The 20,169-nt window shown below is 47.0% G+C and carries 21 protein-coding genes and 1 riboswitch; of the genes, 3 read left to right on the forward strand and 18 right to left on the reverse strand.

Going from position 1 to position 20,169, the window contains the following annotated elements:
• The first annotated feature begins 1 nt into the window (after position 1).
• A complete protein-coding gene (locus ABID29_RS06315; RefSeq protein ID WP_354365199.1) occupies positions 2 to 691 on the forward strand; it encodes an amino acid ABC transporter permease in 690 nt (229 codons plus the stop codon).
• Between the two features lie 190 nt (positions 692 to 881).
• Here ABID29_RS06315 and tpiA read toward each other — a convergent pair whose 3' ends face one another.
• From tpiA to ABID29_RS06330, 3 genes are all read right to left on the reverse strand, one after another.
• A complete protein-coding gene (gene tpiA, locus ABID29_RS06320; RefSeq protein ID WP_354365200.1) occupies positions 882 to 1,646 on the reverse strand; it encodes a triose-phosphate isomerase in 765 nt (254 codons plus the stop codon).
• A 182-nt stretch (positions 1,647 to 1,828) separates the two neighbouring features.
• Positions 1,829 to 3,040: an ABC transporter permease gene (locus tag ABID29_RS06325; protein WP_354365201.1), complete on the reverse strand. Its 1,212-nt coding sequence runs from the start codon at positions 3,038 to 3,040 to the stop codon at positions 1,829 to 1,831.
• Positions 3,037 to 3,930 carry an ABC transporter ATP-binding protein gene (locus ABID29_RS06330; RefSeq protein ID WP_354365203.1) on the reverse strand — a complete coding sequence of 298 codons (894 nt, stop codon included), beginning with the start codon at positions 3,928 to 3,930 and terminating at the stop codon, positions 3,037 to 3,039. Before ABID29_RS06330 ends, ABID29_RS06325 begins: the two co-directional genes overlap by 4 nt.
• Positions 3,931 to 4,054: 124 nt before the next feature.
• Between ABID29_RS06330 and birA the strand changes: the two genes are divergently transcribed.
• Complete coding sequence (gene birA, locus ABID29_RS06335) at positions 4,055 to 5,014, forward strand: bifunctional biotin--[acetyl-CoA-carboxylase] ligase/biotin operon repressor BirA (RefSeq protein WP_354365205.1); 960 nt, start codon at positions 4,055 to 4,057, stop codon at positions 5,012 to 5,014.
• Between the two features lie 102 nt (positions 5,015 to 5,116).
• On the opposite strand, the gene ABID29_RS06340 is transcribed toward birA, so the two are convergent.
• The 10 genes from ABID29_RS06340 to ABID29_RS06385 form a co-directional block, all read right to left on the reverse strand.
• Positions 5,117 to 5,317 carry a DUF3272 family protein gene (locus ABID29_RS06340; RefSeq protein WP_354365206.1) on the reverse strand — a complete coding sequence of 67 codons (201 nt, stop codon included), beginning with the start codon at positions 5,315 to 5,317 and terminating at the stop codon, positions 5,117 to 5,119.
• A 198-nt stretch (positions 5,318 to 5,515) separates the two neighbouring features.
• Positions 5,516 to 7,924, reverse strand: coding sequence for a phenylalanine--tRNA ligase subunit beta (pheT, locus tag ABID29_RS06345; RefSeq protein ID WP_354365208.1), 2,409 nt, complete (start codon positions 7,922 to 7,924; stop codon positions 5,516 to 5,518).
• Positions 7,925 to 8,172: 248 nt separating this feature from the next.
• A complete protein-coding gene (locus ABID29_RS06350; RefSeq protein ID WP_354365210.1) occupies positions 8,173 to 8,619 on the reverse strand; it encodes an ASCH domain-containing protein in 447 nt (148 codons plus the stop codon).
• The gene (locus ABID29_RS06355) at positions 8,616 to 9,140 is read right to left on the reverse strand and encodes a GNAT family N-acetyltransferase (RefSeq protein WP_354365212.1); all 525 of its coding nucleotides are present in this window, start codon (positions 9,138 to 9,140) and stop codon (positions 8,616 to 8,618) included. Before ABID29_RS06355 ends, ABID29_RS06350 begins: the two co-directional genes overlap by 4 nt.
• A 12-nt stretch (positions 9,141 to 9,152) precedes the next feature.
• A complete protein-coding gene (gene pheS / locus ABID29_RS06360) occupies positions 9,153 to 10,196 on the reverse strand; it encodes a phenylalanine--tRNA ligase subunit alpha (protein WP_354365213.1) in 1,044 nt (347 codons plus the stop codon).
• Between the two features lie 381 nt (positions 10,197 to 10,577).
• Entirely contained in the window at positions 10,578 to 11,420 is an 843-nt protein-coding gene (locus ABID29_RS06365; protein WP_435533156.1) for a DNA/RNA non-specific endonuclease, read from the reverse strand.
• 30 nt (positions 11,421 to 11,450) lie between these two features.
• Positions 11,451 to 11,648 carry a DNA-directed RNA polymerase subunit beta gene (locus ABID29_RS06370; RefSeq protein ID WP_354365216.1) on the reverse strand — a complete coding sequence of 66 codons (198 nt, stop codon included), beginning with the start codon at positions 11,646 to 11,648 and terminating at the stop codon, positions 11,451 to 11,453.
• Positions 11,638 to 12,924: a UDP-N-acetylglucosamine 1-carboxyvinyltransferase gene (gene murA / locus ABID29_RS06375; RefSeq protein WP_354365218.1), complete on the reverse strand. Its 1,287-nt coding sequence runs from the start codon at positions 12,922 to 12,924 to the stop codon at positions 11,638 to 11,640. The genes ABID29_RS06370 and murA overlap by 11 nt, the downstream gene beginning before the upstream one ends.
• 72 nt (positions 12,925 to 12,996) lie before the next feature.
• The gene (locus ABID29_RS06380; RefSeq protein WP_354365219.1) at positions 12,997 to 13,227 is read right to left on the reverse strand and encodes a DUF1146 family protein; all 231 of its coding nucleotides are present in this window, start codon (positions 13,225 to 13,227) and stop codon (positions 12,997 to 12,999) included.
• 90 nt (positions 13,228 to 13,317) lie between these two features.
• Positions 13,318 to 13,827, reverse strand: a complete 510-nt coding sequence (locus ABID29_RS06385) for a QueT transporter family protein (RefSeq protein WP_354365220.1) — start codon at positions 13,825 to 13,827, stop codon at positions 13,318 to 13,320.
• Positions 13,825 to 13,924: riboswitch (PreQ1 riboswitch) on the reverse strand. Its footprint overlaps the gene before it by 3 nt.
• A gap of 52 nt (positions 13,925 to 13,976) precedes the next feature.
• On the opposite strand from ABID29_RS06385, the gene ABID29_RS06390 reads away from it, so the two are divergent.
• Complete coding sequence (locus ABID29_RS06390; RefSeq protein WP_435533157.1) at positions 13,977 to 14,414, forward strand: GtrA family protein; 438 nt, start codon at positions 13,977 to 13,979, stop codon at positions 14,412 to 14,414.
• Between the two features lie 222 nt (positions 14,415 to 14,636).
• Here the strand turns inward: ABID29_RS06390 and ABID29_RS06395 are convergent, their stop codons facing one another.
• The 5 genes from ABID29_RS06395 to ABID29_RS06415 form a co-directional block, all read right to left on the reverse strand.
• Entirely contained in the window at positions 14,637 to 15,398 is a 762-nt protein-coding gene (locus ABID29_RS06395) for an SDR family oxidoreductase (protein ID WP_354365221.1), read from the reverse strand.
• Positions 15,399 to 15,422: 24 nt separating this feature from the next.
• The gene (locus tag ABID29_RS06400) at positions 15,423 to 16,799 is read right to left on the reverse strand and encodes an MATE family efflux transporter (RefSeq protein WP_354365222.1); all 1,377 of its coding nucleotides are present in this window, start codon (positions 16,797 to 16,799) and stop codon (positions 15,423 to 15,425) included.
• Positions 16,800 to 16,979: 180 nt separating this feature from the next.
• Entirely contained in the window at positions 16,980 to 17,906 is a 927-nt protein-coding gene (locus ABID29_RS06405) for a dihydroorotate oxidase (RefSeq protein ID WP_354365223.1), read from the reverse strand.
• On the reverse strand, positions 17,878 to 19,170 hold the full coding sequence (locus ABID29_RS06410; RefSeq protein WP_354365225.1) for a dihydroorotase: 1,293 nt from the start codon (positions 19,168 to 19,170) through the stop codon (positions 17,878 to 17,880). The genes ABID29_RS06405 and ABID29_RS06410 overlap by 29 nt, the downstream gene beginning before the upstream one ends.
• Positions 19,171 to 19,178: 8 nt before the next feature.
• Positions 19,179 to 20,063: an aspartate carbamoyltransferase catalytic subunit gene (locus ABID29_RS06415; protein WP_354365226.1), complete on the reverse strand. Its 885-nt coding sequence runs from the start codon at positions 20,061 to 20,063 to the stop codon at positions 19,179 to 19,181.
• Positions 20,064 to 20,169: the final 106 nt, after the last annotated feature.

Genomic DNA, 20,169 nt, shown 5'->3' on the forward strand with positions numbered 1-20,169 from the left:
GATGGACATGGAGTATATTATTCAGACATTTATCAAAACCTTAGCAGGTGTTCCTGTTACACTAGCCATCATGCTGGTGTCTTTATTGCTAAGTCTTGTTCCCGCCCTTTTCTTGGCCTTGGGACAAATTTATCATGTGAGAGGTGTCAAACTATTTTCTCTCGTTTATCTGGCTTTTATTCGCTCAACACCACCGATTGTCATGATTCTTTTCTTCTACAGTTTATTTCCTAGTCTTCTCAATTATTTTTTTCAAAAATTACAGATTACGGTCAATGTTTTTGAATTCAATCCTATTTTCTACGCTTTTATTATTTTTAGCTTAATGACAACTGGAACCTTGTCAGAAATTATCCGTTCTGCCCTTCTAGCAATCAATAACGGGCAACTCGAAGCAGCTCAGAGCATTGGCCTTACAACGCGACAAGCTTACACTAGAATTATCTTTCCTCAAGCTTTTAAAGTCGCCTTGCCAAATCTCTGTAATCTTGTCATTAATCTTGTCAAGGGGACTTCGCTCGTATTTGTTATGACCATCAAGGACATTACAGCAATCGCAAGGGTAGAGGCGGCCTATGGCTACCAGTATTTTGAATCCTATTTTGTTATCTTCTTGGTTTACATTTTATTATGCGGTAGCATCCAATTGCTCTTTAACCGTCTTGAGGAATCTATGGCACTGCCAGCTTGAGGAAAATAAAAATCCCTTATCTCAATTTATTCAAAATATAGCATGGAAAGAGGAAGTTATTTCAGCTCAAACATTTGCTTTATTGGTATCAAAATAAAAAACTTTTGGTTTTTCCTCTTTACCACATCACCTTAAAATTACACATAAAACGGGGACCCAAGTTTTGGGACCCCGTTTTATGTGTAATTTTTTAGTTTACAAAATCAAGCAATGCCAAGAAGCTGTCTGCTTCCAGTGATGCTCCACCGACAAGGGCACCATCCACATCTGGACAAGCCATGTAGTCTGCAATGTTTTCTGGTTTAACAGAACCACCGTATTGCACACGCACCTTATCCGCCACATCTTGACCAAAATCGCTAGCCACTACATCACGCACAGCCTTACACATTTTTTGTGCGTCGTCTTGAGTAGCAGATTTGCCAGTACCGATTGCCCAGATTGGCTCATAAGCAATGACAGATGAAGCAACCTGTTCTGCTGTCAATCCTTTAAGAGCAGCTGATACTTGAGCACCTACGAATTCGACTGCTTTACCAGCTTCGTAAGTTTCCAAAGACTCCCCACAGCAGATGATCGGCGTCATCCCATTGCGGAAAATCGCATGGGCTTTTTTGTTGATGTCTTCGTCTGTTTCTTTAAAGTAGTCGCGGCGCTCAGAATGGCCGATGATCACATATTCTACACCGAGAGCTGCAATTGTTGCGGGACTATTTTCACCAGTATAGGCACCAAAATCTTCAAAGTAGCAGTTTTGCGCTGCAACTTTCAACTCAGACTTGGTCATTTTAATGCCTTTTTTCATTCCTTCTAGGAAAATAGCAGGAGAACCAATGACTGTTTCTACAACGTCATTTGATGGAATGGCATTTGCAACAGCTCCAATAAAATCACGCGCTTCTTTAGCGGTTTTGTTCATTTTCCAGTTTCCGGCAATAATGGGTTTACGTGACATTTCACATACCTCTTTTTCTTTTTATAGTTACCTTATCATTTTACCATAAGATTATCTAGAAATAAAGCCATTTGCGAATGGCTTTCTCATGTTTCAGAAAATTTTCTTCTATTCATTTATGTTCAAACACTCATCAACAACCACTAAAAAATGAGGGGGATAATTTCCCACCTCATTTTCTTCTAACGGCTTGAAATGCCTTTTTTGAAACTCTTCCAAAGACCAATGTCATCGGTTTGCAGAATCAGGCCTGCGTAAGATTTCCCAATATAGTAAACCAGTCCAAAGGACACAGCGATCAAGATGGCTAAAGATCCCCAGGCCTCAGCTGTCGAAGCAAAGCCATTGATGACCCGAATCGGCATAAAGAAGGTCGATAGGAAGGGAACAAAGGATCCTACTTTCATGATCAGGTTATCAGTGCCGGATTGCCCCAGGAACATGGCTCCAAAGAAGGCCACCATAATCACCATCATGACTGGCGACACTGCCTTTTGGACATCTTCCATCCGAGCGACCAAGGACCCACACAGGGCCGCAAAGACCACGTAAATGAAGAGTCCAAAGATAACAAAGAACAAGGTATTGAGCGAGAGATTCCCCGCTACACTCTGAATCATGCCCAAGAAGCCAGATGATGCCAAATAGTCTTTCGCCAACTGGAAGGCAATGAAGCCACCAACCACATAAATGCCGATATGGGTCGCAATTACAGCCAAGATGCCTAGGATCTTGCCGTAGAAATAAAGCGGTGCAGGAACACTGGAGAAGATGACCTCCATAATCTTAGTCCCTTTCTCACTAGCCACTTCTTGTGCCGTCTGACTAGAGTAAGTAATCAGGATCATATACATGAAAAAGACTAAGCCAAAATAAGTCACATACTGACCGAGTTTTTCAAACGCCTTGTCCTCAACGATTTCTTCTGTGAAGTTGAAGGTGGTCGCCAGCGTAGCTACCTGATCAGGGCTGAGGCCAGCCCTTTCCTGATTGAGCTTGTTTTGCGCATTGGTCAAGGCCTGGGTCAGAAAGAGTTTGTCATTCTGATGCATAGTCTCATTGCCATGATAAGTTGCTTGGAGTTGACCGTCCACTTCTTCTATTGTCAAGTAGCCTGCTATCTCTTCATCCTCCAGAGCTGCTTGAGCTGCCGCGCGGTCTTTATACTGGTCCGTATAGCCACCAAGAGCCATCATATCTGCTGTTAGTTGCTTATCAGCGCTAACCAGGGCGGTCTGACTGGACAAGTTACCTTCAGCAGATGATGCGCCTAACATCCCACCCAAAAGACTAAGTCCGATAAAGAGAAAGGGAGCCAAGACCATAAAGAGAAAGGCAAGAGATTTGACCTGTCTCAAATAGGTTTCTTTCATTACAATTAGAACTTTTTTCATGCATCCACTCCTGACTTGATTTTGAAGATTTCATCGATGGTTGGAGCCTGTTGGTCGAAGGTCGTAATGTAGCGTCCTTGGGTCAGGCGGTCAAAAATAGCTGAACCTGCTGTCTCATCATCCAAAATCAGGCGCCATAATCCCTGATTGGTTCTAGAGACATGGGTCACATGCGGCAGACTTTCCAGAGCTTCCTGAGTCCAATCACTAGCCACAAACAATCTGGTCTTACCAAAGCTATTGCGAACCTCTTGGATAGGGCCATCTACAACCACATGCCCATCACGGATCATCACCACCTCATCGCAAAGTTCCTCCACATTAGTCATCACATGGTCGGAGAAAATAATAGCTGCGCCACGAGCTTTCTCAGCCAAGATAACTTCTTTCAGGAGGGCGGTATTGACAGGGTCAAGCCCACTAAATGGCTCGTCTAAAATGATTAAATCCGGCTCATGAATCAGGGTCGCGATCAGTTGAACTTTCTGCTGGTTCCCTTTGGACAAGGCCTTAATCTTGTCGGTCAACTTGCCCTTGACCTGCAGGCGTTCCATCCAAAGCGGTAACCGCTCGGCAATGTCCTTTTTGCTGAGGCCTTTAAGAGTCGCTAAGTAAGTAACCTGATCCTTGACGGTTAGCTTGGGCATAAGGCTTCGCTCCTCAGGCAAATAACCGATGCGCTCAAAGGTTGCAAGCGTGATTCCTTGTCCTTCAAAAGCGATATCACCCTGACTCTCTACAAATTTCAAGATAGAATGGAAAACGGTCGTCTTACCAGCACCATTTTTCCCAATCAGGCCAACGATATGGCCTTTGGGCACCCGCATATCAATGCCATGCAAGACCTGATGATTGCCATAGCTCTTCTTGACTTTCTCTAATGTCAGCATAAACTCCTCCTATAAAAATTGTATTAATGTATACATATATTACCATTGTAGCACTTCAAAGAAGAAATTTCAAGATTTTTTGAAACCATTTTCCTAATGAACTAGATTTTGCTATAATAGGATCATGAAAACCTACGAAAAAGTTTATCAACTCCTATCGACTACGACTGATTACCTCAGCGGAGAACAAATTGCTGAGCAACTCAACCTTTCGCGGACCAGTATCTGGAAGGCCATTCAACAACTGGAAAAGCAAGGCCTAACGATTGAATCAACCAAACACCTAGGTTACCGCCTGCGTGAGGGGGATCTGCTCCTTCCTGATTATTTAAGAAAGCAATTAGCCCTTGAGATAGTCTATACTCCGGACAGTCAGTCGACCCAAATAGATGCTAAAAAAGGGATTGAAGCAGGCCATGCCGGCAACTGCCTCTACCTAGCACCCAGTCAAGGTGGAGCAAGAGGGCGCTTTGGACGAGCGTTTTTTGCCCCTGAACAAGGCGGTATCTATATGTCTCTCCACTTGAAACCGATGCTTTCTCATGCAGAACTGCCTTCCTATACCCTCCTAGTTGCAGCGAGTATTGTCAAAGCAATTCAAGATTTGACTGGCATTAAAACGCAGATCAAATGGGTCAATGACATCTATCTAGGACAAAAGAAAATCGCTGGAATCCTGACAGAGGCTATCACATCTGTCGAAACAGGTGTCATCACTGATGTCATTATTGGTGTCGGCTTAAATTTTCTAATCAAAGCGTTCCCAGAAGAATTGTCTGATAAGGCGACCAGCCTCTTTGAAGAAAGACCCAACATCAGCCGTAACGACCTCATCCTTGCTATCTGGAAGACTTTCCTAACGACGCCTGAGGATACCCTCATCCAACTCTACAAGGAACATTCTTTGGTTCTCGGCAAGACCGTCACCTTCCAGCAAAATGGCCAATCCTTCACCGGTCTTGCCAATGCGCTCAACGATCAAGGGCAGCTGCAAATCATCTCGCTAGATGGGCAGGAACTCTGGCTCAATAGCGGTGAAATTAGCCTGACTTCTTGGACAAATGAAAACAAACCAGGCCACTAAAGTTCTGATTTGTTCTTACTTATTCTTCAAAATCAACCTTCTCTGGACTGCTTAAGCAGTTTGAGGGAAGGTTTTTCTTATGAGCGCCCATTATTTAAAGGTCTACTTTTTCAACTTCGCTTCAATAGCTCTGATTAGCTTGCTCAACTGGTAGCTGACCCGCAGATTACGGAGCAAAATAGCGCCCCAAAAAATTACAAACCCCATTCGCCCCGCCATGAGTGACTCATTAAAAAGGTAGGTTGCAATACCCGTTGACAGGGCCAAAAAGATAAACTGATAAAAAGGAAGATAGATTTTCATAATTCTATTATACACCAAAATCTCAAATAATGGGGCTTTTACACGCTTAGATAGTCTCGATACCTCCGAAAATAGAGACTGTAAGCGGCTACTATCAAAAAGTTCAAAACATAGCAGAGCAAATGGATGGTATTTTATGCTCTTTGAGTATAAAGGACGACACAAAAAAATCCCAGCCCAAAAGCCAGGATTTCTCCCTTACCGCACCTCTGCGCCGAGTTTGTCGGTCAGGGAGGTGGTGATTTTTTCCATGAATTTGACCACTTCCTCGTCCGTCAGGCTGGCTTCTGGGTTCTGGAAGGTCAGGTTGTAGGCCATGGACTTGGTGCCTGCTGGCAGCTTGTCGCCGGCGTAGATGTCGAAGAGCTTGACCGCGGTCAGGCGTTTGACGCCGCTCACCTCGATAGCCGCCAACACCTCTTGGTGGCTGGTTGTTTTTGGCAATAGCAGAGCGATGTCCCGGCTAACAGCAGGGAACTTGCTGATGTCTGCAAAGATCTTGTTCTCAGGCAGGGCCGCCTCGATGGCCGTCAGATTGAGCTCGGCTACATAGGTCTCTGGGATGTCATAACTCTTGGCTGTCTGCGGATGAATTTGCCCGACAAAGCCGATACTGGCCCCGTCTGCCAAGACAATCTCAGCCGTACGACCTGGGTGAAGGCTGGCCACATCAGACTTGGCCACATAGGTCACCTCAAGACCCAACTGATCAAAGATGGTTTCCAAGATCCCCTTGGCATAGAAGAAATCCACTGGCACAGCTGGTGTCTGGAAGTCCTTGTCTGCCACCAGACCCGTCAGGACCAGGGCAAAGCTGTTGATTTCTGTCGGAAGGTCTGCCTTTGAATTGCCAGTCTGAGCAAAGACCTTGCCAATCTCGTAAAGGGCTAGGTTCTTGTTCTTGCGGTTGATGTTGTAAGAGATGATGTCCAGCATGCCAGAGACCATGTTCTGACGAAGAACCGAGCGGTCAACCGTCATCGGCCACATGAGCTCGGTCTGGGCAGTCGGTGCCAGAGTGAACTCGGTCGCCTTTTCAGGTGTGGTCAGGGCGTAAGAGATGACCTCTGTCAAACCAGCTCCTTCTGCCAGGGTGCGGACACGGCGGCGAAGTTTTTGGGTGCTTGTCAACTCGCCAGCTGTTCCACCTGCTTCTGGCAGGGTCGTTGGCAGCTTGTCATAGCCGTAGATACGGGCAATCTCTTCCACCAAGTCAGCCTGGATACTGATGTCCCAACGGCGTTTTGGCACGCTAACAGTGAAGCTGTCTGCCGAACCTGTCAGACCGAAACCAAGCTGGGCAAAGATTTGCTCAATATCTGCATAGGTCAGTTCTGTCCCCAGACGGCTATTGACATGGGAAAGAGAAGTTGAAACCTCAACTGGGTTCACATCCAAGTCACCAGCTGTCACACGGCCTGCGGTCGGTTGACCACCTGCCAATTCTTGCAGGAGGGCAGCCGCCATGTCCAATGCTTCGGTAACAGTAGCATGGTTGACACCTTTTTCAAAACGAGAGGAGCTTTCTGAGCGCAGATTGAGGCGGCCAGAGGTCTTGCGGATGGACTTGCCGTTGAAGACAGCAGCTTCCAAGACCACATTTTTAGAATTGTTGTCAATTTCAGTTGATTGGCCACCCATGACGCCACCCAGGGCAACGGCCTGGTCAGCCACCGAAATCACGATATCATCTGCGACCAGCTCACGCTCCTCACCGTCCAAGGTCACCAGTTTTTCACCGTCACGGGCTTGACGGGCTGTGATGTGGTTGCCCTCAAACTTATCCAAGTCAAAGGCATGCATAGGCTGACCGAAGTAGAGCAGGATGTAGTTGGTCACATCGACCACGTTGTTAATCGGGCGGATGCCTGCGTTCATGAGCAGGTTTTGCAGCCATTGCGGACTTGGGGCAACAGTGACATTTTCCACCACACGGGCTTGGTAGGTCAGAACCTGGTCACTCTCGATGGCCACCGAAATCTTGTCGGCTGTCTGCACCTGGCTTTCGCTCAGCGATTTTTCAGGGAAATGAATGGACTTGCCGTAAATCGCCGCTACTTCGTGGGCGACACCACGCATGGAGAGAGCGTCGGCACGGTTGGGCGTGATGGAGAGCTCGATGATGGCATCGTCCATGCCCAAATACGGAAAGACAGAGCTGCCAACCTCGGCATCTTCTGGTAAAATCTGGATACCGTCGGCGAACTCTTTGGGCACCACGCTGTCAGAAACACCCAGCTCGCCCAGAGAGCAAATCATACCGAGAGACTCCAGTCCACGGATTTTGCCTTTTTTAATCTTGTAGTTGTCGGCGATGCGAGCCCCTGGCAGAGCCACCATGACCTTGATGCCTGCACGGACATTAGGCGCTCCGCAGACAATTTGTCGAGGCTCACCGTCACCAGTGTCCACCTGACAGAGGTGGAGGTGGGTATCAGGCACATCCTCGCAAGAGAGGACATGACCGACCACGATATTGGACAGACCATCAGCAGGCGTGGTCACGCCCTCTACTTCGATACCTGTCGTTGACATTTTTTCGGCTAATTCAGCGACTGGGACATCAATGTCGACCAGCTCTTTTAGCCACTTGTAAGATACTAACATGGGTTCTTCTTTCTGTTTAGTTTTTTCTTTTTTTGATACTTCTCTTAAGTGGCACGGACGCAAGCAACTGCCTACGGCATTTCATTGCTAACTTCGGAGCCTGAGGTCTCCGAAGTTCCGTCGTGATATCGGTGATAACTCACCGATATCACTCTTGCCACGGCGAAAAATATCAGTTGGCGAGCTAACGCTCGCTTTTTTTTGCTGAGCGATAAGCGTATTTTCTGCAACAGACTCGCTTCGCTCGTCTAATTTGTTATCGGATACACGACTTCAAACTCTTCGCAGACGATTTTTGACTGGTCAGTGAAGATAAGGCCTGCTTCTTCGTAATAAGGTTTGAAAAAGTCGATATGGGCTTGACGCCACCAAGCTAGGCTGCGGTCGCCTTCGCCTTCTTTGTAGGCATGGTCTGCGGTGACTTGACCAAATTCGGTCACATAAACTTTAGTTACCCTGATGACACAGATGGCATTTCCTTGACTGTCTAATATCACATCATAACTACCTGCTTCTGGAATAGGTTCATTGTCCAAAGCGTAGAGGTCATAGCCTGAAGCTGTGGCAGTCTTCTTGCCTTCTAAAACCAGTTGAGCGAGTTCATCTGGCAAAACGCCAAATTCCCAAGCCTCATAATCATCACCAGCTTTTGGGTTGATGGCCTTGTATTCTTGCCATAATTGTTCTGGGGTCATCGCATGTCCTTTCTCATCAGCCAATCGGTATCAATTTTGTCTCCAACTGCAAAGCTGTGCTCGGAAAATTTCTCAAAGCCATACTTGGCATAAAAAGTTTGGGCCTTATCGTTGTGTTCCCAGACCCCGAGCCAGACCCAATCAACTTGGCTTGCTTCTGCTGCTTCTAAAGCATAATCAAAGGCTACTTTTCCCAGTCCCTGGCCTTGGAAATCTTGGAGAATATAGATTCGCTGAATTTCCATGGCCTGATCCAGAACCTGCTCGGTCTGAGAAGTGTTCCAATTCAATTTAAGATAACCTGCAATTTGGTCATTGACCAGGATAAAATCAACTTCTGTATCTGGATCCTTCAATTCAGACTCTAAAACTGGTACAGCGTAGGCCTCTTCGAAGAAGGTTTGCAACTGCTCTGGACTATTGTCATGACCAAAGGTTTCCGTGAAGGTCTGCTCTGCTATTTTCTTCAAACGGCCTACTTCGTCCAAACGAACAGGCCGAATGCCAACTGTCTTGACCATCAAATGTTCTCCCTATTTAAACTGCTCCGAAAAGCGGGCGTCGCCCTGGTAGAAGCCACGGATATCGTTGATGCCGTAGCGGAGCATGGCAATCCGCTCCTGACCAAGACCAAAGGCAAAGCCAGAGTAAATTTCTGGGTCAATACCAGACATTTCTAGCACGCGAGGGTGAACCATGCCGGCCCCTAAAATCTCAATCCAACCGGTCTTCTTGCAGACGTTACAGCCGTCGCCACCACACTTGAAGCAAGACACGTCCACTTCAACCGATGGCTCGGTGAATGGGAAGTAAGACGGGCGCAGGCGAATCTTGCGGTCCTCGCCAAACATCTTCTTGATGATCATCTCAAGCGTGCCTTTGAGGTCACCCATGGAAATGTTCTCGCCGACCACCAAGCCCTCAATCTGGTGGAACTGGTGGCTATGGGTGGCATCGTCGGTGTCCCGACGGAAAACCCGTCCTGGCGAAATCATCTTGAGTGGGCCCTTGCTGAAATCATGCTCGTCCATGGTCCGAGCCTGAACAGGGCTGGTGTGGGTGCGGAGCAAAATCTCTTCTGTGATGTAGAAGGTGTCCTGCATGTCACGAGCTGGGTGGTCCTTAGGCAGGTTCATCCGCTCAAAGTTGTAGAAATCCTTCTCCACCTCAAAACCGTCCACCACCTGGAAGCCCATACCCAGGAAGATGTCCTCGATTTCTTCGCTGGTCTGCGTCAAGACATGACGGTTTCCCTGCTTGATTGGACGACCTGGCAGAGTGACATCAAGGCTTTCAGCAGCTAACTTGGCTTCGATGGCTGCTTCCTCCAAAAGTTGTGCTGCTTCGTCAAAGGCAGCTGTCAGCACATCACGCACCTCATTGACCATCTTGCCGACAATCGGCTTCTGGTCATTTGACAAGTCTTTCAGACCTTTCAGCAATTCGGTCAGGGAACCTTTTTTCCCCAGCACCTGCACTTTCAGGTCTTGGAGGTCCTTGGCATTCTCATGATGAATGTCCTTGAGTTTGGCAACGGTCGTCGCCTGTAAATCTTTGAGTTGTGTTTGTAAATCCATGAGATTCCTTTCTTGTTAGTGTGGTCTATTCGTCAGAAAAAAGAAAACGCATGCCAATACTCCCAATAAGCGGAGCGTTGACACGCGGTACCATCCGTTTTTATCTGCTCGGCGCAGACCTTAATTAATAACCTTATGCTGAGTGAATTCGGTATAGTTTCACTGGTTGAGCTTTCAGTCACGGCTCAACTCCCTGGACAGCTTCCCTAAACTTACTAGTCTCAAAAGTTGTTATTCAATTGTATTTTATTTTAGCAAAAAACTCTCTAAGACGCAAGCCTGAAATACATCAATTTGAGCTATCTACTATCTTCAAAGCTATTCCACCAAGCAATGCAATAAGTCCCTATCACTTCCAAGGATTTTACCGATAAGCAATGTCTAAGGGTATTGAGTCACTTCTCCCGTCTCATAGTCTAGACTAAGACCGTTTTGAACATTGGGGACAAAAACATTAAATTCTAAACTACCATCCGAAGACTTGGCCTCTAATTGCCGTCCAACAGCGACTAAGTCATCCGCATCTGCATAGATCAAGGTTACCCGCATGCGCACTCGTTTGTTTTTATCCAGAGCTTTTCGGACCAAGGTCTCATAGTAATTTTGACCTGTTGAATAATTTTCGTAAGCTTGATTAGACCAAGAGGTCTGAACGGCGACATTCTTAGGGTTAGCAGTTGATGCATCAAAATCTTTAAGGCCCCCAGCCAAGGCATAGCCGATCAAATGTCCTCGGTCAACTGCGTGATCATACTCCCCTTTCAGGTCATGTACCTGGTCCCACCCCGCAGGTGTCCAACCATTTTTCCCATCAGGATTTTGTTCTCGTTTTTGATATTGTCGAGTAGCTTTTGAAAGTAAGGCATTGGCAACCGTCGGCACTTCTTGGCTGTCGATCACCTTAGTCTTATTGTCCACATAGGGCAAGGAAGCAACATCCGCGTCCAAATCCGTTTTATTGTGGTTGAGAATAAAGGCTCCCGAACCGTTCCACTGAATTGGTTTAGGCAACTGGGCGCGAACCTCTTCAACCAAGACAGAGCTAGCAAGAGTTTCATCTGGCGTCTCCTGCCATGCTGACGTTTGGTGGACGGGGATAGGCACATCATAGTGAGGTTGCTGGTCAACCAGTATTCCTGTTTCCTTGACCCCATAACCTGACAAGGCTAAAACCAGGGCCAATAAGGCTCCCCAAATCGTCTTTTGTTTTTTTGTCTGTTTCATTCTCTTCTCCAATAAAAAAGTAGGACAAGCCTACTTTCCAGTAAATTTACCAATCAATTCCTGCCACTTGGTAGGCGACAGGATGGACCACATAGAATCTCCATTTCCAATCACACCATAACCAATCATTAGCCCTAGAGCAAATAGCAAGCATGCGATTAGGATAATCAATAGGATAATGAGCAACTGCTGGATAACATATTTACTACTTTGGCGCCTAGGCTTCATCTATCTCCTCCTGCGATACCCTCTTGATATCTGCTCCAAGTTGCGCTAATTTTTCATGGAAACGGTAATAGCCACGATCTAGGTGAGTTAAGTTCCCCACTCGTGTCTCTCCTTCTGCCACCAATCCAGTTAAGATCAAGGCTGCTGACGCCCTAAGATCTGTCGACAGAACTGGTGCTCCCTGAAGAGGGCTTCCCCCATGAATCAGGGCTGTATCCCTCAAAATCTCTGAGTGCAAGCCCATCCGACGCATTTCTTCAAGATGTTGAAAACGGTTCTCAAAGACTGTCTCAATCATAGTCGATTCTCCCTGAACAACAGCCATCAAGGCAGTCATCTGGGCCTGCATATCCGTTGGGAAACCTGGATGAGGCTGTGTCTTGACCATAACAGGCTTCAGCTTCGACACATCTGATTGTACTCGAATCCCGTCTTTTTCCTCTGTCACCCTGACACCCATCTCTAACAATTTAGCCAAGAGGGGACGATTATGTTCCCAGACCGCATCTTTAATCAGAACATCTCCACTGGTCATAGCAGCTGCCACCATAAAGGTTCCTGCCTCAATACGGTCTTGAACCACATGATGCTCAGCCCCATGCATACGCTCCACACCTGTGATGGTTAGGGTATCCGTCCCTGCCCCCCTAACCTTGGCTCCCATTTTATTGAGTAGGTTGGCTAGGTCTACAATTTCAGGCTCACGCGCAGCGTTTTCAATCGTCGTCACGCCATCTGCCAGTGTCGCTGCCATCATCAAGTTTTGGGTAGCGCCAACACTTGGAAAGTCCATATAGATATAGGCGCCTTTGAGCCCATCTGTTGTCGCTTCAATGTAGCCATGTGTCTGGTGAATCTTTGCCCCCATAGCTTCTAAGCCTTTGAGATGAAGATCTATGGGTCGAGAACCGATGGTACAGCCACAAGGCATAGATACTTTAGCATAATGGTTACGGGCTAATAAAGGCCCTAAAACAACAATGGAAGCCCGCATTTTGCTGACATAGCGATAAGGCGCTTCACCGTGCAGAGGCTTGGTAGCATCTACTGTAATCTGATTGTTTGCTTCATCAAAGACAACCTCGGTATTAAGGCCACGTACCACATTGTTCATGGTGAACACATCTGATAAATTGGGGACGTTGGTTAGTGTGGTCTGCCCTTCACTAGCTAAAATGGTCGCTGCCAAAATAGGTAAAACTGCATTTTTAGCTCCCTCAATCGTCACTTCACCTGATAACCGAGCTGCTCCACCCTTGATTACAATTTCTTCCATCTCTTCTTCCTTTATTTCTCAATACTAGGACTCTTCTAATCCTTTTTGCATAAATTCAAAATAGGCTTTTGGCTAAAGAAAAGCTTGCGCCAAACTACGTCCTAGACTCAATAAGTCTAGGAGCAAGTGACTGGCTAAAAAACCCAATGCCATACTTAATAGAACGACTAAAAGTCTCAATCGTCCTAAATTTTCTGCATGAATCTTGGTGAATTTAGACCAATCAACTACTGTTGTCAGTAAATGATAGGCTAAGGCCACACAAAGCATATGGCTGGTTAACATTAAGGTTGTTGTATACATGATTCGATTATACCAAAAAGAGGAGTAAATGGCTTGTTTTTACTTTCAAGCAGAGAACAAAAAATCTGGCCCACCTCCAGATTTCTAAACTTATTTCCGCAAGTCAATACGCTTACTTAATTTGTCCATAATGATAGCTCCCACAATCAGAGAGGCAAATTCTCCAAGACCAGTCGTCATCCAAGTAAAGAAGAAGGGTGCTTGGTAAAGAAAATTCAGCTCTAAGGCGATAGTAAACATGCTCAGGGAAAAGAAAATAGCAAAGTAAAAGAAGGCTTTGTTGATTAGACCATTGAACAGATAGTCCTTCATGTAGCGCTCAAACAGAAAAACACCAAGGGTCAGAAAGACCAGAGTTGACGCTCCACCAACGACCATATCGATCAAACCATAGCCGATCAGATTAGCGATCATACAGCCAATTGTGACGCCAATGATGTATTTCTTATTGTAAAAGGCCGTAAAGTTCATCATTTCTGAAATCCGAAACTGATAGGCGCCAAACGAAATCGCATTCAGAGGAGGGGTCAGGGTTAGGACGATGTAAATGGCAGCAACCATTGCAATTTGAGCGAGGTCAAGTGGTGTTAATTTCTTCATAAAAATCTCCTTTGGCGGCTATACCGCTTGTAATATGCTTGACAAAAGGTAGGAAGTGTCAAGGGTTGTTTGAAAACAACGATTTTAGTATAGCATAATGTTTCAAAAAATGATAGACTATGGTTATGAAAAACCAATAAAAAAACGAACTGCTTGCTTATCTTATTTTTGGTGGCTTGACAACTGTTGTTTATTTTTCAACACGGATCCTGATCCTGCAGGTAAGCAAGGAGTCACTCTTGGCAGCTTTTCTTGCTAATGTCACTGCTGTTTTATTCGCCTTCGTGACCAATGACCGTTTTGTCTTCAGGCAAAGAAGGACTGGCTGGCCCCAGCGTCTAGTCAAATTTGCTTTGGCCCGTGTCTCTACCCTTCTTCTGGATCTTTTTCTAACCCTTATTTTCACTAAAATGTATCCTGAATTCATTGGTCAGTATGTCAACCAGGACCCTCAAAGAATTGACGCCGTGGTCTCTCTTATCGGTCAGATTCTCTTCGTCGTTCTCAACTATCTACTGAGCAAACTCTTTATCTTTAAGGATAAACACTCTCCTCAGATATCTCCAGATTCAAACCAAAACGAGTGAGTCTCCTTTCAGATAGCCTCCCTGTTCCACTCCGTTTTGTGAGTCTAGATCGCCATGGTCCTCTAGGACACCATCTTGTCAATGCTAAAAGCCTAAAATCAGCTTTCTCAAAAGGTTGATCTTAGGCTTTTTATTATTTGAAGCTTATCGCAAAGCAGTCATCACTCACTTGCGCCACTCAATTGTTTCCAGAGAGCGGTTAAAACAATCCACTGGAGTGTTTTAATCCCATAGGTTGCGGTTGATGGGTTGTGGGCCAAAGGTTTGAGAGACTGGCATTATTTCAATACGGTTGATGTTGACATGGGCGGGCTGTTGCAGGACCCATAGAACGCTCTGAGCAATGTCTTCTGGCTGAATACTACCTGCTCCGTCATAAAGTTTGCTGACGCGTTCCTGATCTCCCTTGAAACGAACATTAGAAAATTCTGTCCCTCCACAAAGGCCTGGTTCAATATTGGTCACGCGTAAGCGGGTGCCCGCCAAATCGGCCCGCAAGTTTAAGCTGAACTGTTTGACGAAAGCCTTGCTAGCACCGTAGACGTTAGCACCTGGATAGGGAACTGTTCCAGCAGTGGATCCAATATTGACAATGTGGCCATGGTTACGTGCCACCATTTCTGGCAGAACCTTTTGGGTCAAATAGGTCAGGCCAATAATATTGGTCTCAATCATGGTTAACCAGTCTTGAAAATCTGCCTGATGGGCTGGTTCCAACCCTAGGGCCAAGCCTGCATTATTAACCAGACCAGCTAGTTCTTGCCAACCTTCTGGCAAACTTGCTAGAGCATCATCTATTGAGGCTGGCTTTGAAACGTCCATCTGCAGGGGGTAAAAATGATCTCCCAGCTCTTTTTGAAGCTCTTGTAACTTCTCCAAGCGTCTGGCGGCTCCGATTACTCGGTAGCCCTTGTCTACCAACAAGCGGCAAATCGCCTGACCAAAACCAGCTGAAGCTCCTGTTACTAAAATGATTTCTGTCATGACAGTCTCCTTTATACTTTCTTCTTAAATGAAGGCATCAGGTACCTGCTCTACCTTGATGACTTCAAGATTAGCCTGTACTTTTTTCAATCTCAGCGCTAGCAAGGCGCCGCTGGCGACGATTCCCATAATTAAACCAATCCAGTAGCTATAGGGCCCCAAAGTGGTCCAGTGCTCCAAAATCAGGGCCAGGGGAAGCGAAACGCCCCAATAGGCTGCCACACCCAGGATAAAGGGGAGGCGGGTATCCTTGTAACCCCGTAAGATGCCTTGAATCGGTGCTGTATAGGCGTCAGCTAGCTGAAAACAAAGGCTATAGGTGAGAAAAACACCGGTTAGCTGGATAAAGTCTGCATCGCTACCATAGAGGCCTGCTATTTTTTGCCTAAAAAGGTAGAGGAAGGTCAGCGTGAAGCCTGCAAATGCCAAGGCCAAGATGCGGCCAATTCGCGCATAGTGACGGGCTCCATCCAAATGACCTGCTCCGATTTCATAGGATACAGTGATTGGTAGGGCTGTTGAAACGCTCACTGGGAAGGCGTACATCAAGGTTGCAAAGTTCATGGCGGACTGATGGGCTGCAATCATCTGGGTGCTGTAATTGGCCATCAGTAGGCCAACGACTGCAAAAATAGCCACTTCAGCAAAGATGCTCCCTCCGATCGGTAGTCCCAATTGAAAGCCCGACCAGAGCAAGCGACCATTGAAGGCAGAGAATTTCCCTAAACGATAAGCACGAATGCTTGGGTGGGTAATCATGACTCCAAGAACAACCAGCATTAACAGCCAATAGGCTAGGGCTGTCCCAAGCCCCGCTCCCGCTCCTCCCATCTCTGGCAGGCCAAATTTCCCATAGATGAGCAGGTAATTGAGCCCAGTGTTAAAAGGAACTAAGAGCAGCATCAGATACATAGATAATTTGGTCAGACCCAGGGCGTCGAAGAATCCCCGACACACGCTAAAGAGAAAAAGTGGAACAATTCCTACCGAAAGGTAGGCCAGATAAGCTTTAGCCACATCAAAGACTGCCGGTTCCAAATCAAGAGCAGCTAAGACCGGCCGAGCTAGCAAAAGGAGCAACCCTAAGAAGGCCAAGGACAATAGCAAACTCATATAAATGAATTGGTGAAATTCCTGGCGAATCTTACTCCTATCTCCGCGCCCTAAATGCTGCCCAATGATCGGAACCAGGGCAGAGATAATCCCTGTTAAGAAGGAAAACAGTGGATTCCAGAAACTGGTGGCCATTGACACCCCAGCCAAATGCACCGTGCTATACTGGCCCGTCATCATGGTATCAATAAAGGAAGCTGAATAATTAGCCAGCTGGTAAATTAAGATTGGCAAAAAAATCTTTACGAACAAAAAGACCTTCTGTTTGATGCTGGTCGTTGAATACATGCGTACTCCTTTGAGGGATCTATTACCATCTATTATAGCAAAATTTTAAGGAAATGCAGCACCTGGCTTCATGACCTATTTCCCAAAAACGTCTCAGATCACCTTTATAGCTTCCCCATCAAATAGACTGGCCCTATCCCGCCAGTCTAGTATCCCTATCTCTAAATCCCTCTCACAACATTATAAATACTGCAACTTCCCACGGAAATCGTCTAGGCTCTTGTAACCTTTTTCAGTCATAATCTCCAATAATTCTGCCTGGAGGCGGTCAAAGATGGCAGGTCCCTCTTCCTGCAGGGCGGTACCGATTTGAACCAGACTGGCTCCGCAAAGGATATGTTCAAAGACATCACGACCGCTGGTGACACCGCCTGTCCCGATAATGGCAATGGAGGGCTTGAGCCGTTGGTAGAAAGCATGGACGTTGGCCAGAGCGGTCGGCTTGATGTAGGTGCCGCCTAGACCACCAAAGCCATTCTTCGGCTTGATGGCCACCGTCTCGTCTTCAATATAGAGGGCATTGCCAATGCTGTTGACCGTATTGACAAAGGTCAGCGGAAACTGATTGAGCACCTCAGCCATCTGGTCAAAATGGGTCAGGTCGAAATAAGGTGGCAACTTGACCCCCAGCGGTTGATCAAAGTAGGCAAAAACCTCGGTCAACAGTTTTTTGACACCTTCGATGTCATAGCCCAGCTGGGGCTTGCCGACGATGTTTGGACAGGAGAGATTGAGCTCCACAAGCCCGTCATAGTCAGAAGACTGAACCTTGTTCAAAAGGGTATGGGTCTCCTCACGAGACAGACCTGTGACAGATAGGAAGGGCGAGCTCTTCCCTACCTCCACTGACTTGAGGTAGTCCAGGTAGAAATCGATGCCCAAATTTGGCAGACCCATGGAATTGATTGAACCTAATGGCACAGGCTTATAGCGTGGCGTCGGATTTCCTTCGCGTGGCTGGAGGGTGGCCGATTTGGTCACAAAGGTCCCAGCAGACGATGCCCGCAAACCATCCAACTCCGACTGGTCATAACAGTGTACCCCCGAGGCATTCATGACGCAGGTGTCAAACTGAAAGTTACCGATACTTGTTTTTAATGTGCTCATTCGAATCCTCCTCGTAAACAAGTTTGCCTTGACAGATGGTCGCCACTACTCTCCCATAAACCTCTTGACCACCATAAGGGGTGTTTCGTCCCTTGCTCAAAAACTGGTCTGGGTCAATGGTATAAGCTGTCTCTGTCTCTAAAATAACCAAATCCGCAGATTGGCCAACTGCCAAACGACCATATGGCAACTCAAAAGCATCTGCCACTCGACTGGTCATCAGGGCCAGCAAGTCTTCCAGAGTAAACAGACCTGATTTGACCAAATAGGTATAGAGCAGGCCAAAGGCCGTCTCACTGCCCACAATCCCAAAGGCAGCCTGGGTCATGGAACACTCTTTCTCTTCTCTGGCATGAGGGGCGTGGTCGGTGGCAATCAGGTCAATGGTACCATCCAAGAGCCCCGCGATCAAGGCCTGCCTATCCTCAGTTGCTCGAAGAGGGGGGTTCATTTTCCAAAGACCAGTATCGTGGGTGATATCATTCTCATCGCTGACCAAATGATGAGGGCAGACCTCACAGGTCACCTTGATGCCGTTGGCCTTGGCTTCGCGCACCAGACGAACCGATTCCTTGGTTGACACATGGCAGACATGGTAATGGCAGCCGGTCGCTTCTGCCAGTAGAATGTCTCTGGCAATCTGCACGCTCTCGCAGATAGAAGGAATACCTGGCAATCCCAGTTCACGACTGCGTTTGCCATCGTGCATGCAGCCCCCACGAATAAGCGAATTATCCTCACAATGGGCAACGATCGGCTTGTCCAGCTGACTGGCCAGACGCATGGCCTCATACATGGTATTGGCATCCTGAACCCCACGGCCATCGTCGCTAAAGGCAAAGACACGGTCGGCCAAATTGGTCAAATCTGCCAATTCAGCTCCCAGTTCCTCCTTAGTGATGGCCCCGTAGGGCAGAGCCCTGATGACACTGTGCTGGGCAATCAAGTCCAATTGCTCCTGCAAGTGGTCTAAGCTATCTGGTACAGGGTTAAGGTTGGGCATGGGCATGACCGTCGTAAAACCACCTCTAGCCGCCGCACGGCTGGCCTGAGCAATGGTTTCCTTGTGTGGGAAACCTGGTTCTCGCCAATGGACATGAACATCGATAAAGCCAGGCGAGACATGGTGACCAGCCGCATCCAGCACCTCATGCCCCTCAGGGTCAATCTGCTCAGCTATTTCCCTAATCAGCCCATCCTCCAGCAAGAGGTCACGATAAGCCCAGTGTCCCTCCAGAAAAATCTTGGCGTTTTTAACTAACATCCATCCTCCTATAAGCTGTTCTTAGCCACTACCAGCTCCAAAATGGCTTGGCGCATGTACATGCCGTTGGTCATCTGCTGGAAAATCACTGACCTGTCTGCCTCAACCAAGTGGCTGGCAATCTCCGCCCCACGATTGACAGGAGCAGGATGCATGACAATAGCTGTCTCCTTGAGACGATCGTAGCGTTCCTGGGTCAAACCATAGTCCTGATGGTAACTGGACACATCCGACATCTTTGTCCCTACATGGCGTTCGTGTTGCAAACGCAACAGCATACAAACATCTAGATCTTCAATAATCTCATCAAAATCAACCATTTGACCCAAACTAGGTTCCGCAAAGGTGTCTGGCCCGACAAAGATTACCTCAGCTCCCAGACGAGTCAGGGTGTGGTAATTACTCTTTGCCACCCGTGAATGTTTGATATCACCCACAATAGCAATCTTGAGGCCTGCAATGGTCCCAAACTGCTCGTAGATGGTCATCAAGTCCAGCAGACACTGGCTAGGATGCTCGCCACTGCCATCGCCACCATTAATGACCGGTGCGGTCAAGCCCTGCAACTCCTCGTCGTAGTAATTTTCCTTGGGGTGACGAATGACCAGGAGGTCACAGCCAATTGCTGCCATGGTTTGGCAGGTGTCGTAGAGACTTTCGCCCTTGTTGACCGAAGAAGTGTCTGCATCAAAGTTAATGACTGTCAGCCCCAACTTGTGCTGGGCTACCTCAAAACTGTGCTTTGTTCGGGTTGAGTTTTCAAAAAAGAGGTTAGAGACCAGGAGGTCTGGGCGTTTGACGGGAGCTGCTCCAAATTTCAAAGCTAAAGCACGGTCAATCAACTCATAAATCTCACGATCGGACAAGTCCGACATCTTCATCAGGTTAAACATGTTCTTCTCCTTTATCTTCAAACAAAATCTAGTATCACAAGATGCTTTTACGCCTACTTTATCCATTATCTTAGATTGAACAATCTCAGGTTTTTCTCATAGACTA

Origin of the sequence: Streptococcus rupicaprae (assembly GCF_040545225.1) — a bacterium.
GTDB classification, from domain to species: Bacteria; Bacillota; Bacilli; order Lactobacillales; family Streptococcaceae; genus Streptococcus; species Streptococcus rupicaprae.